Origin of the sequence: Roseixanthobacter finlandensis (genome assembly GCF_043195105.2) — a bacterium.
Classification (GTDB): domain Bacteria; phylum Pseudomonadota; class Alphaproteobacteria; order Rhizobiales; family Xanthobacteraceae; genus NCEH01.
On the sequence record NZ_CM195536.1, the window covers coordinates 2,630,480 to 2,642,732 of the forward strand.

Consider the following 12,253-nt stretch of genomic DNA (forward strand, 5'->3'; position numbering starts at 1 on the left):
TGCACGGGGCAAGCCCGTGCATGACGCTTGTCTCCTTAAAGGAACGCAGGCGGAACACGCGGCCGCGGGCGATTCGGACACGGTTCGGTCCCGGCCCGTTCTCCCCGCAGCTCAGCACCTGTCCCGAAATGGAACGGACGGCAGCTCAGCGCGGGCGCGGCGGGCGGCGATGGCGCGGGGTTGCTCCCAGCAGGATACCGCGATCCACGGCCCCGGCCCCGAACCGCGCGCGCAATTGCTCCATGGCGTCTTCCGCCGCCTTGAGGCGCGGGGTCTTCGTGTCCACGAGGTCGGCGGGGTCCGCCTCGACGCCCGGCACGAGCTCGGACAGGCCCACGCCCACGAGGCGGAAGGGCGTGCCGTCCACTTCCTTCACCAGCAGGTCATGGGCGGCCTCATAGAGCCGGGCGGCGAGCTGCGTCGGCGTTTCGAGGGCGCGCGAGCGGGTCCTGGCCCGGAAATCGGCGCCCTTCAGCTTCAGCGTCACCGTGCGCCCGGCAATCTCACCCCGCCGCAGGCGCCCGCACACCTCCTCGCACAGGCCATAGAGAATCTGCTCCAGCGGGCGCAACTCGCGAATGTCGGTGTCGAATGTGGTTTCGGCGGAGACGCTTTTTGCCGCGCGATGGGGCTCCACCTTGCGGGTGTCGATGCCGAGCGACAGCCGCCACAACCGCTGCCCCTCCGCCCCATAGCGGCGCAGCATGTCGATCTCGCCGAGCCGCTGGATGTCGGCGATGCGGTTCAGCCCGTCGCGCGCCAGCTTCGCGCCGAAGGCGGGCCCGACCCCCCAGATGAAGGTGATCGGCCGGGGCGCGAGAAATTCCGGCGCCTCCTCTTGCCCCAGCACCGAATAGCCGCGCGGCTTGTCCAGCTCGGACGCGGTCTTGGCCAGGAACTTGTTGCTCGCGAGCCCGATGGAGACGGTAATCCCCACCTCTTTCTCCACCTGCTGGGCAAAGCGCGCCAGCGCGCGGCCCGGCGAGAGGCGGTGCAGCCGCTCGGTGCCGGCAAGGTCGAGGAAGGCCTCGTCGATGGAAAGCGGCTCCACCAGCGGGGTCAGCGCCTGCATGAGCGCGCGCACCTGCCGGCCGGCGATGCGGTATTTCTCCATGTTCGGCTTCAGCACCACCGCCTGCGGGCACAGCGCCTTCGCCTTGAACATGGGCATGGCCGATCGCACCCCATGGATGCGCGCGATATAGCAGGCCGTGGAGACCACGCCGCGCGTGCCGCCGCCGATGATCAGCGGCACGTCCGCAAGGCTCGGATCATCCCGCTTCTCGACCGCCGCGAAGAAGGCGTCGCAATCCACATGGGCGACGGTGAGCGAATCGATCTGCGCGTGGCGCACCAGGCGCGGGCTGCCGCAGGCAACGCACCTCGGCCCGCTTCCCGCATCGGCGCGGCAATCGCGGCAGAAGCCCGGCAGCGGCGCGGCCATGGATCCTCAGCGCTCGCGGCGCGCCGGCGCGTCGGGGTCGAACGGCGGATTGAGCACGTCGTGGGCGCGCGCCACATCCTGCGGCTTCAGCCCGGCATGGGCGGAGAATTCAATCAGCAGCGGCTCGTCCGCCAGCAGGAAGGCGAGCAGGCCGGCATTGAAATGGGGCTCGCGCGCCGCCGCGCGCAGCTCCGCCGGGCCGAGCCCGGTCTCGGCGAGGAAGCGGCCGATGCGGTCCGGCTCCTGCGCCAGGAAGCCGAGCGCGGACACCGCGACGGCCTCGGCGGCCTGCTGCACCCGGGCCGGCGTGTTCGAATGATCTTTGATGGGCATTTGCGCTTCCGCAACGAATGGTCTCTAGCTTGAGCCATCATGTCCGATCCTGGCGCGAAAAGCGAAGCGGTCGGCATGCAGCACGATGTTCGGAGCCGCGCCACCGGCGCGGAGGCGGACCTCATGGGCGGGGACAGAGGTATGCCGAAAACGGTGATGATCGTGGAGGACAACGAGCTGAACATGAAGCTCTTCCACGATCTGCTGGAAGCCAACGGGTATCAGACCGTGCAGACCCGCACCGGTGTGGAGGCGGTGCCGCTGGCACGCAAGCACAAGCCGGACCTGATCCTCATGGACATCCAGCTGCCCGAGGTCTCTGGCCTGGAAGTGACCGGCTGGCTGAAGGCCGACCCCGAGCTGCGCGCGATTCCCGTGGTCGCCGTGACCGCATTCGCCATGAAGGGCGATGAGGAGCGCATTCGCGCGGGCGGGTGCGAAGCCTATCTTTCCAAGCCCATATCGGTCGCCAAATTCCTGGAGACGGTCCGCATTTATAGCGGGGGATGACCGCTTCGGAGGCGAATCGGGTGCTTTGACATCGCGCCCGCTTCCGCTAACTTCCCTTTGTCGGGACGTGAAGCAGGCGGCTGCGCAGGGCGCGGCCCCGCTTCGGAAATACCCTACGGAGTGCTCAGGTCCGCCGCATCTCCTGGGTCCGTGGGGTTCGGCCGGCGGCCGGGCTGTGTGGGTGGCCTCCCCGCGCGCCCGCCGTCGGCCACCCGCCCCTCCCGACATCGCCGGGAACAGCCCCACGCCACCGGCCGGTGCGCTCCGAGCGCGCTCAGCTTTAAATGTTGCGGTGCGGTATTCCCGCCTGTAACAAAGGGTATTCATCTGGACCCGGTGCAAGCCCGGGTGGCTCTTCCGGCCGCCAATCCGCCGGACAACGCATATGACAGCGTAGCCCCAACCGCCTTTGCGCGGCGTGGCCGTCCATTGCGGAAATCCCAGACATGACCAAGCATAAAGCCTATTTTCGCGCGTGGTTCTCAAATCCGCGCGGCGACATTCTCGCCGGTATCGTCGTCGCGCTGGCACTCATTCCCGAAGCCATCGGCTTTTCCGTCATCGCCGGGGTGGACCCCAAGGTCGGGCTCTACGCCTCCTTCGCGATTGCCTGCGTCTCCGCCTTTGTCGGCGGCCGGCCCGGCATGATCTCCGCCGCCACGGCGGCGACGGCGGTCGTGATGGTCAGCCTGGTGCGGGATCACGGCCTGCAATATCTGTTTGCCGCCACCATCCTCATGGGGCTGTTGCAGATTGCCGCCAGTCTTCTGAAGGTCGGCCGGCTGATGCGCTTCATCTCGCGCTCGGTCATCACCGGCTTCGTCAATGCGCTCGCCATTCTGATCTTCATGGCGCAGCTGCCGGAACTGATCGGCGTGCCGGTTCAGACCTATGCGATGGTCGCCGCAGGCCTCGCCATCATCTATCTGTTTCCCTATCTGACCAAGGCCGTGCCCGCGCCATTGGTCTCCATCGCGGTTCTCACACTCTTCGCCTGGTGGTCAGGCATGGATCTGCGCACGGTCGGCGATCTTGGCGAACTGCCGTCCAGCTTTCCGGCCTTCATGCTGCCGGATGTGCCGCTGACCTTCGAGACATTGCAGATCATCTTCCCCTATTCGGTCACGCTCGCTGCCGTGGGCCTGCTGGAATCCCTGCTCACGGCCCAGATCGTCGACGACATGACCGACACCCTGAGCAACAAGAGCCAGGAATGCCTTGGCCAGGGGGCGAGCAACATCGCCTCGGCGCTGATCGGCGGCATGGGGGGATGCGCCATGATCGGCCAGTCGGTGATCAACGTCACGTCCGGCGGGCGGGGGCGGCTCTCCACCTTCGTGGCGGGCGCGTTCCTGCTGTTCCTGATCCTGGTGCTGGACGATCTCGTGCGCATCATTCCCATGGCGGCGCTGGTGGCGGTGATGATCATGGTCTCCATCGGCACTTTCTCGTGGCGCTCGATCCTCGATTTGCGCCGCAATCCCATGCCGTCCTCGGTGGTCATGTTGGCGACGGTGATCACCGTGGTCGGCACGCACGACCTCGCCAAGGGCGTGCTGGTGGGCGTGCTTTTGTCCGGCGTGTTCTTCGCCGGGAAAGTGGCGCGGATGGTGTCGGTCAACCGGAGCGAGGCCGACGGGCGGGTTATCTATACCGTGCTGGGGCAGATCTTCTTCGCCTCTTCAGAAGTGTTCTTGCGTGGTTTCGACTTTGAGGAGAAGCCGGCCGAGGTGGTGATCGACCTGACGCACGCGCACTTCTGGGACATCACCTCCATCGGTGCCCTCGACAAGGCGGTGCTGAAGTTCCGGCAGTCGGGCGCGCAGGTGAGCGTGCTCGGCCTCAACGCGGCGAGCGCGACCCTGGTGGATCGCTTCGCGCTGCACGACAAGGACGAGGCCCGGCCCATCGCGCTCCATTGAACGCATCGGCGGCGCGCCTTCGATGGCGTGCCGCCGGCGGAGCAAGGGCGGGAGCGATCAGGAACGCGCTGCCCACGGGGGACAGTCGGCCCCGAGCCCGACCGGCCCCTGCCGGACGCCACCGGACGCCGTCGAACACGTGTTGCGACAGAATGCCCGTTGCCAATATATTCAAATATCCTAATTTTAATATTATGAATGTCTAAACTTCGATTTCACCATCGGGTGCAACGAAAAATGGGGCCGTGGCCCGCCCGACGCTTGGTCCGGGCCAGCCTCAGTGGGAGCGAACCATGAGAGCATGCTCACTTCGGGCTCGGGCCTGGTCGCCTTATGTGGCGGGCATCCTGATCGGCCTGCTTCAGGTTCCGGCCTTCCTCCTGATCGACACCGCGCTCGGGGCCTCGTCCTCCTATGTGACCGTGGGCGGCACCCTTGCCGCGCTGATCGATCCGGCGGTGACACAGATCGCCTATGTGGCCAAGCACATCACGCCGACCGCGAAGAATTGGTGGCAGGTCGCCCTGGTGGTCGGCATTGCGCTCGGGGCGATGATCTCCATGTCGCTTTCCGGGGCGCGGCGCAAAGCCATCTCGCCGATCTGGGCGCGGGCGCTTGGCACCTCCAGCCCGACGGTGCGCTATCTGGTCGCCTTCGGCGCCGGCTTCCTCATGCTGTTCGGCGCACGCCTCGCCGATGGCTGCACCTCGGGGCACGGCATCTCGGGCATGGCCCAGCTTGCGGTCTCCTCCACCATCGCGGTGGCCTTCATGTTCGTCGGCGGCATCGCCACCGCTTTCCTCCTCCTGCGCCGCATCTGACGCGCCCGGATAGGATCAGCCATGTCCCTCCTTCAAGCCATTCTCATCGGCCTCGCCATGGGCATCGTATTCGGCGTCGCGCTGGAGAAGTCCCGCGTGTTTGAGCCGGGGATGATCGTCGGCCAGATGCAATTGCGTAATTTCATCATGCTGAAGGTCTTCCTCACCGCGGTCGCCACCGGCGCCGTGGTCTTGGCGGCGCTGCACGGCTTCGGCCTCATCAAGCTGGCGCCGAAGGCCACCTTCTTCGCCGCCGACGTGCTGGGCGGCATCGTCCTCGGCGCCGGCATCGCGCTGGCCGGGGCCTGCCCGGGCACGGTTCTCGCCCAGGTGGGTGTCGGCTATCGCGACGCGATCTTCACCCTCGTGGGCGGCCTGTTCGGGGCGATGGCCTTCAGCTATGCCGAACCGACCCTCGCGCCGCTGCTTCTGTCGGGTGGGCCGGGCAAGCTCACCTTGATGAGCTTCACCGACGTGCCCTATTGGATGCTGGCGCTCGGGTTCGCCGCGCTCCTGGTGGTGGTCTTGATCGCCCTGGAAAAATGGCGGCCGTGGCGGGCCGATCTCGGTGCCGACGTGGATGGGAATTTCGCCCCCGCACAGCGCGCGTCGGATGCTTCGGCCTCGCGCCTCAAGCCGGCGGAATGAACCCGATGCCGCCGGTCCAGTCCGCCCGCATCACCATCCTCGGGTCCGGCTTCGCCGCCCTCACCGCCGTTCGCGAACTGCGAGGCCAGGGCGTCGCCGCGCCGATAACGGTGATATCCCCCGACGATGCGCTCACCTATCTGCCAAGTCTGATCTGGATTCCCGCCGGCTTGCGCGCGGGGTCCGACTTGCGGGTGCCGCTGGGCGGCTTCTTCGCCAAGCATGGCGTCGTTCACCATCGGGCGCGGGTGGAAGGCGTGAGCGATGGCGGGCGCACGGTGCGCACCAGCGCCGGGCCGGTTGCCAACGACATGCTGCTGATCGCCAGCGGCGGGCGTTACATCCGCAAGCTGCCGGGCATCGATCATGCCGCCATCCCTTGCGAGGGCGTGGCGGCGGCGGAAGGCATCCGCGACCGGCTCGCGGCCTTGAAGGGCGGCACCATCGCCGTGGGCTTCGCCGCCAATCCGCAGGAGCCCTCCGCGGTGCGCGGCGGCCCGATGTTCGAATTCCTGTTCGGGATCGATACCCTGCTGCGCCGGCAGGGACGGCGCGCCGCGTTCGATCTCGTCTTCTTCAATCCCTCGCAATCGCCGGGCCAGCGCCTTGGCGCGCGGGCCGTGAGCGGTTTGCTCAAGGAGATGGAAAAGCGCGCCATCCGCACCCACCTTGGGCACAAGATGGTGCGCTTCGAGGCCGATCGGGTGGTGACCGAAGGCGGGGAGATCCCGGCCGATCTCATCCTCTTCATGCCCGGACTGACGGGACCCGCATGGCTCAATACCAGCGACCTGCCCCGTTCGCCCGGCGGCTTCATCTCAGCCGGCGCGACCTGCGCAGTCCCGGGGCTGGAGCGGGTCTATGTGGCAGGCGACGCGGGCAGCTTCCCCGGGCCGGACTGGATGCCGAAGCAAGCCCATCAGGCGGACCTTCAGGCGGTCGCCGCCGCCCGCAACATGGCGGCCGAGCTGAAAGGTCAGCCGGCCATCTTCGCCTTCAAGCCGGAGCTGGTGTGCATCGTCGATACGCTGGATGCCGGCATGCTGGTGTTCCGCGATGCGCGGTTCACGCTCGCCTTGCCCCGCCTCGGCCTGTTCCATACGGCCAAGCGGATGTTCGAGCAGCATTATCTGAAGGCGTTTCGCGCCGCCTGACCTTGCCCATAACGGATACTCTAGAGGTGCCGGTCCGCCCGATGCCCGAGGGCCGCGCTCACGGCGCTGCGGGCGAAATCGGTGAGTGAGCCTTCCATCAGCAAGGCGATGCCGAGCCGCGCCCCCGCCGCCATGCCCAGCACCGCCAGCGGCCAAGACAGGGCCATGAGCGAGCCGGCGGTGATGCCCTGGCCGATGGTGCATCCCCCGCAGATGATCCCGCCCATCCCCATGAGCGCCGCGCCGAGGAGATGGCGCTTCATCTCCCGTGGATCGTCGAACGCTTCCCAGCGGAATTCATCTCCAGTTCGCGCCGCCGCCGCCGCGCCCAGCACCACCCCGGCGACGCTGGCGGCGCCGAATTCCGCAAGGCTCGCCTGATCGAACAGAAGGCCGAACAGGGCGCGCGCGACAGGGGAGACGAAGGTGAGGCTCTGGGGCGCGCCGGGACGGGCGAATTCATCCATCAATTGGGTGGTGGCGAGCCATCCCGCCACCACGCCGAGGCCGAGCAGCACGCCAGCCGTCATCAGGCGGCGCGCGCGGCGCAATCTTGCATCGAGAAAGGCGAAGCTGGAGAGCAGGACTGCGCCGGCCAGCGCCAGCCCTCCCCGCGTGTCGAAGCCCACCACGCGGTTGAACAGGGTCGGCAGATCGCCCTGCCCGCCCCCCGGCACCGGCACGACCAGCCGCTCGATCAGGTCCACGCGCACGGTGGCGAGGATGCCGCGCAAGGTCGCATAGGCCACCGCGCCGAACACCAGCAGCACCACGAGGCTGCGCAGGTCGCCGGCGCCCAGGCGCACCAGCGAGCCGAAGGCGCAGGTGCCCACCAGGGCCATTCCAAGGCCGAACAGAAGCCCGCCGAACGCGACGCCGAACCATGGCAGGGCCGCCGGCAGATAATTGCTCCGCTCGGGCGACAACAGCCCGGTCAGGATCAGCACCTGGGTGCCCGCGAGCGCGACGCCGAGCGCGAGGCCGAACACCTTCAGGCGGCGCATGTCGCCGCCCACCATGGCGTCCTCCAGGGCGCCGAAGGTGCACAGCCGGGCGCGCCGCACGGCAAAGCCCACGACCGCGCCGATCAACAGGCCTGCGAGCGCGCTCCACCACGGGCTTTCGATGTCCATGCGCCGATCCTCCCTGAAACGGCCGGCGCGGGGCTTATGGATGCCCCGTCGCCGGCCCGGCGCTACGCGTCTTAAGTCTTCGGCGGGTCTACCGGCTCGCAGAAGATGTCGTAAATCACTGAAATCACGCGGCGCACGTCGTCGCTGGCGAGGCTGTAGCAGATGGTCTTGCCATCGCGGCGCGTGGTGACGAGGCCATCCAGGCGCAGGCGCGCCAATTGCTGGGACACGGTGGGCTGGCGCAGGGAGAGGATGTTCTCCAGCTCCGTCACCGAGCGCTCGCGTTCCGCCAGCAGGCACAGCAGCAGCAGCCGGTTTTCATGGGAGAGGGCCTTCAGAAAGTCGCTCGCCTTGCGCGCATTGCGCATCAACTGGTCCAGCTCGGCCGAGATCTCTGGGCCGTCGCGCAGTTCGTCCTCGATCCGCGATGAGACGATGGCCGACATATTTCCCGTATCCTCTTTCTGGCGGCATCAGCACGCCGCCGCGCGCGGCGGGCCTATTGGCTTTGCGCCGGCTTGTTAATCATGCTCCCGAGCATGCCCCAGAACGCGTCATCCGACATATAGCCGGTTATGCGGCCAACTTCGCGTCCTTCCTCCACCAATACAAAGGTCGGCGCGAACCGCACCGGTGCCGCCAGCACCAGGTCGCCCGGCACGCCGGCCCGCATGTTGACCCGCCGCAGCGGCGCCTGCCGCCCTTCGTCGGTCCGGTCGTAGACCGGCGATATTTCGGCATCGAAGCGCTGGCACCACGCGCAGCCGCTGCGTTCGAACATGACCAGTTCGCTCGCGCCGGAGGGGCTGGCCAGCAGCAGAACGCAGAGCGCGGCCCATGCGCCAAAAGCGACGGCACGGCGCGCGCAGAGGGACAATGATGCCATGCAAAACCCTGGTGGTGACAATGTTCCTTGGCACATATCATCGCATTCGAATATAAATGTAGCAAGAATGAAACCCGTGGCTTCGGCACGCGGGAAACGGGAGGGATCAATGTCCCTGGATATCAGCCTGCCCGGCGCCTTCCTGGCTGGCCTCCTCTCTTTTGCATCGCCCTGCGTGCTGCCGCTCGTGCCGGCCTATCTTGGCTTTCTCACCGGCGCGGCGGCGGAGACGACGGCGGTAGGGAGCGCGAGACAAGGGAGCGCGACGCCAGAGGCCGCGCGCTTGGGACGCGGGCGGGTGATCGCCATCGCCGGCGCCTTCGTGCTCGGCTTTTCCACCATCTTCATCCTGCTGGGCGCCACCGCCTCCGGCATCGGCCAATGGCTGACGCGCTATGCCGACATCCTCGGCGTCGTCTCGGGCGCGGTGCTCATCCTATTCGGCCTGCATCTGCTGGGCCTTGTGAAGGTCTCCTGGCTCTACCGGCAGGCCAAGCTGGAAGTGTCGCAGAAACCGGCCGGCCTGCTCGGGGCCTATCTGGTGGGCCTTGCCTTCGGCTTCGGCTGGTCGCCCTGCGTCGGCCCGGTGCTGGCCGCGATCCTGATCGTCGCCGGCGCCGAGAGTTCGCTCTGGCGGGGCGCGCTGCTGCTGGCTTTCTATGCCGCCGGCATCGGCATTCCGTTTCTCGCCGCCGCCGCCTTCGCCGGCCCGTTCCTCGTCTGGGCGCTGGCCGTGAAGACGCGGCTCGGCCTGATCGAAAAGATTTCCGGTGCCCTGCTGGTGGCCACCGGCGTGGTTTTCATGGCGGGCCTGATGCCCGAGGTTTCGCAACTTTTGCTGGATGCAGTTCCCGCGCTCGGCACCATCGGCTGAGGCGCGCAAACCCGAGGAGGACGGGCCCATGGGACATGTTCAAATGAGCCGGCGTGTCATGCTCGCCGCCCTTTTTGCCGCCCCCGCCGCCCTGCCCCGGTCCGCGATGGCGGCGGCGCGCATCGGCGACGATGGCCTCTATACCGAGGACTGGTATGTGGAGAGTTTCCTCGATCTTTCGGAGGATCTCGCCGCCGCCACCCAGAAAAACCGGCACTTCGCCCTGCAATGGAGCCAGCGCGGCTGTCCGCTGTGCAAGCGGCTGCATACGGTCTATTTCGCCGATCCGGCCATCGAGACGCCCATCAAGGCGCAATTCGACATCGTTCATCTGGATCTGTTCGGCGCCCGTGAGGTCATAGCCTTCGACGGCGCCCGCCTGACCGAGAAGGCGTTCGGCGCCCGCGAGGGCATTCGCGCGACGCCCACGTTCCAATTCTTCGCGATCGAGAACGGCGCGACGCGGGAAGTCGCGCGCATGCCAGGCCTGCTGGGGCCGGAAGAGTTTTCCGCCATGTTCCGCTATGTCGCCGCCGGCGGCTATGCCGAGGGGTCGTTCGCGGACTGGCTCGCGCGCCAGAAGCCACAGAAAAGCTGACGGCCCCAGTCCTTCGGACCGAAGCCGAGCGGGTACGCTCAAGCGCCGCGCGGGCTTGGACCAACGGCCCCGGTCCTCCGGACCGGAGCCGAGCGGGTACGCTCAAGCGCCGCGCGGGCTTGGACCAACGGCCCCGGTCCTCCGGACCGGAGCCGAGCGGGTTTCGCTCAAGCGCCGCGCGGGCTTGGACCAACGGCCGATGATCGAGCGCCATCGGCCGCAGGCCTCGAGGCTTATTTCGCCGGCTTGTTCACCGGAGATTCGGGATCGAACAGATAGGCGATCACATCCTTCATCTGCTGCTCGCTCAGCACATTGTGCACGCCAAAGCGCGGCATGTTGGAGCAGGCGAAGACCGCCTGGGGATCGAACACCCTGGCATAGGCCGCCTTCGCGTCCGCCGGGTCGAACTTGCGGTCCCGCCCATAGTTGGTGAGGCTCGGCCCCAGCGTGCCATAGCTCACTTCCTTCGGGTCCATCTGGTGGCAGGCATAGCAATTGCCGCCGCTCACGGTTCCCGGCGGGTCGGAAAACTGGCCGCCGCGTCCGTTCTGCGCGATCTTGGCGCCGTCCTTCCAATTCCCCATCACGCCATCGGCAGGGAATTTCACCAGCGCCGCCTCCCGTGCGACGATCGCCTCCGCCTGGGCGGGCGAAGGCGCGTTGCGGGTCTGCGAGCAGATCCGCATGGTTTCATCCTGGATCAGGCGCTCGGCCCAGCCTTCGGGAAGCTTGGTGAAGCTCTCCTTCACCACCGCATCGACACGCGCGGTGTCGACAACCGGGGCCTGCTGGGCGGCGGCGAGCTGGGGGAGCAGCAGCGCTGCGGCGACGGCAATCAGATATCGCTTCATGGACCTCTCCCCCTCAACGCTTGATGGAGGGGACATTGAGTTCGCCCCCCTTGGCCTGGGTGTTGAGATAGACGGTCAAAGCCGTGATCGCCTCAGAACCGTAATCGGGCGCGGGCATGCGCATCTGGCGATAGCAGTCCCACAGGCGGTGCTGCATGGTGCGCAGCGAACTCTGCGAGACCCGGTAGGTTGGCCAGGAGGCCATGGTCGCCTGGGCATCCTTGCCCGGAGTGTCGAGCTGCGGCAGCCCTTGCAGGCGGATGCGCTTGCCAGCCTCGCCGTGGCAGGTGGAGCAGGAGAAATCCATGATCGAGGAGCGGCGGAAGAACAGCGCCTCGCCGATGGCATAGGCCTCTTTTTCCTTGGCATGGGCGAGCGGCACCGCGATCGGCATGCCGTTCGACTTATTGGCGATGAAGGCCACGAGATCCTCCATGTCGGAGGAGCGTCCCGGCCCCGAGAAGGGCTTGGCGATGATGCCCTTGGTGTCGAATCCCTGGATCTTCTCCATGCACCACAGGAGGCGCTGTTCCAGGTCCATCACCTTGTCCGCGTCGGCGAAATAGCGGGGCAGGCTCGCATAGGCCCCCTCCAGCTTGCCGGGTCCCTGGCCGAGGTCGCAGGTCTCCAGCGACACGTTCTTGGTGCCGCGCTTCTCGCTCCACAGCACCTCGCCCCGGTCCACGCTGAGGTAGCCGGGATTGGCCATGGGATCTTCGATCATCTTGCGGTAGCGCTCGATTTCCTTCTCGCTGGCATCGTCCTGGGCCGCGGCGAAGCTGCTCGCGAGGCACATCAGTGCGAGCGCGCAGAGCCCTGTGAGGATTGTCGCTTTCGGTGGCATGGGTCCTCCCCGATCTTGTTGCGCAGCGATCCCCGGCCGTCTTGAGAGGCCTTTACCGGAACCGCCGCGGCCAATGCTCCAGCGCTGCACTGCAACGATGATCACCAGCTTGGAGCCACTTTACATTCAAAAAATTCGATATCACAATATGTGAAATTGATCGGCCGGGAAAAACCCGGTTCGAAACAAAAAACAAATGACGCCAAGGTCCCGCCTGCTTGTCGCGGGACTT

General features: G+C 66.9%; 14 protein-coding genes and 1 other annotated feature. Of the genes, 7 read left to right on the plus strand and 7 right to left on the minus strand.

What is annotated here, in order from left to right:
* Positions 1 to 145 precede the first annotated feature (145 nt).
* A complete protein-coding gene (locus V5G24_RS12270) occupies positions 146 to 1,444 on the minus strand; it encodes a DNA polymerase IV (protein ID WP_394082311.1) in 1,299 nt (432 codons plus the stop codon).
* Positions 1,445 to 1,450: 6 nt separating this feature from the next.
* On the minus strand, positions 1,451 to 1,777 hold the full coding sequence (locus V5G24_RS12275) for a DUF3572 domain-containing protein (RefSeq protein WP_394082309.1): 327 nt from the start codon (positions 1,775 to 1,777) through the stop codon (positions 1,451 to 1,453).
* A gap of 141 nt (positions 1,778 to 1,918) precedes the next feature.
* On the opposite strand from V5G24_RS12275, the gene V5G24_RS12280 reads away from it, so the two are divergent.
* The 5 genes from V5G24_RS12280 to V5G24_RS12300 all read left to right on the plus strand — a co-directional run bounded on the left by V5G24_RS12280 (position 1,919) and on the right by V5G24_RS12300 (position 6,832).
* A complete protein-coding gene (locus V5G24_RS12280) occupies positions 1,919 to 2,287 on the plus strand; it encodes a response regulator (protein WP_394045024.1) in 369 nt (122 codons plus the stop codon).
* 326 nt (positions 2,288 to 2,613) lie between these two features.
* Positions 2,614 to 2,669: a sequence feature (sul1 is cis-regulatory element that is thought to sense ions involved in sulfur or methionine metabolism; They are found in Alphaproteobacteria), on the plus strand.
* 64 nt (positions 2,670 to 2,733) lie between these two features.
* Complete coding sequence (locus V5G24_RS12285) at positions 2,734 to 4,209, plus strand: SulP family inorganic anion transporter (RefSeq protein WP_394082307.1); 1,476 nt, start codon at positions 2,734 to 2,736, stop codon at positions 4,207 to 4,209.
* A gap of 245 nt (positions 4,210 to 4,454) precedes the next feature.
* Positions 4,455 to 5,030, plus strand: a complete 576-nt coding sequence (locus V5G24_RS12290) for a YeeE/YedE thiosulfate transporter family protein (RefSeq protein ID WP_394082305.1) — start codon at positions 4,455 to 4,457, stop codon at positions 5,028 to 5,030.
* Positions 5,031 to 5,051: 21 nt separating this feature from the next.
* Positions 5,052 to 5,678 carry a YeeE/YedE thiosulfate transporter family protein gene (locus tag V5G24_RS12295; RefSeq protein WP_394082303.1) on the plus strand — a complete coding sequence of 209 codons (627 nt, stop codon included), beginning with the start codon at positions 5,052 to 5,054 and terminating at the stop codon, positions 5,676 to 5,678.
* Positions 5,679 to 5,683: 5 nt separating this feature from the next.
* The gene (locus V5G24_RS12300; protein WP_509292312.1) at positions 5,684 to 6,832 is read left to right on the plus strand and encodes an FAD-dependent oxidoreductase; all 1,149 of its coding nucleotides are present in this window, start codon (positions 5,684 to 5,686) and stop codon (positions 6,830 to 6,832) included.
* A 20-nt stretch (positions 6,833 to 6,852) separates the two neighbouring features.
* On the opposite strand, the gene V5G24_RS12305 is transcribed toward V5G24_RS12300, so the two are convergent.
* The 3 genes from V5G24_RS12305 to V5G24_RS12315 all read right to left on the minus strand — a co-directional run bounded on the left by V5G24_RS12305 (position 6,853) and on the right by V5G24_RS12315 (position 8,851).
* Positions 6,853 to 7,965: a YeeE/YedE family protein gene (locus V5G24_RS12305; protein ID WP_394082299.1), complete on the minus strand. Its 1,113-nt coding sequence runs from the start codon at positions 7,963 to 7,965 to the stop codon at positions 6,853 to 6,855.
* Positions 7,966 to 8,036: 71 nt separating this feature from the next.
* Positions 8,037 to 8,411, minus strand: coding sequence for an ArsR/SmtB family transcription factor (locus V5G24_RS12310; protein WP_394082297.1), 375 nt, complete (start codon positions 8,409 to 8,411; stop codon positions 8,037 to 8,039).
* 53 nt (positions 8,412 to 8,464) lie between these two features.
* A complete protein-coding gene (locus tag V5G24_RS12315) occupies positions 8,465 to 8,851 on the minus strand; it encodes a thioredoxin fold domain-containing protein (protein ID WP_394082295.1) in 387 nt (128 codons plus the stop codon).
* 109 nt (positions 8,852 to 8,960) lie between these two features.
* Here V5G24_RS12315 and V5G24_RS12320 point away from each other — a divergent pair, with 109 nt between their 5' ends.
* On the plus strand, positions 8,961 to 9,725 hold the full coding sequence (locus tag V5G24_RS12320) for a cytochrome c biogenesis CcdA family protein (RefSeq protein ID WP_394082293.1): 765 nt from the start codon (positions 8,961 to 8,963) through the stop codon (positions 9,723 to 9,725).
* A gap of 28 nt (positions 9,726 to 9,753) precedes the next feature.
* Positions 9,754 to 10,323 (plus strand): thioredoxin family protein, encoded by a 570-nt coding sequence (locus V5G24_RS12325; RefSeq protein ID WP_394082291.1) that lies wholly within the window; start codon positions 9,754 to 9,756, stop codon positions 10,321 to 10,323.
* Between the two features lie 233 nt (positions 10,324 to 10,556).
* Here the strand turns inward: V5G24_RS12325 and soxX are convergent, their stop codons facing one another.
* Positions 10,557 to 11,177: a sulfur oxidation c-type cytochrome SoxX gene (soxX, locus tag V5G24_RS12330; protein ID WP_394082289.1), complete on the minus strand. Its 621-nt coding sequence runs from the start codon at positions 11,175 to 11,177 to the stop codon at positions 10,557 to 10,559.
* Between the two features lie 13 nt (positions 11,178 to 11,190).
* The gene (soxA, locus tag V5G24_RS12335) at positions 11,191 to 11,973 is read right to left on the minus strand and encodes a sulfur oxidation c-type cytochrome SoxA (RefSeq protein WP_394083070.1); all 783 of its coding nucleotides are present in this window, start codon (positions 11,971 to 11,973) and stop codon (positions 11,191 to 11,193) included.
* Between the last annotated feature and the right edge of the window lie 280 nt (positions 11,974 to 12,253).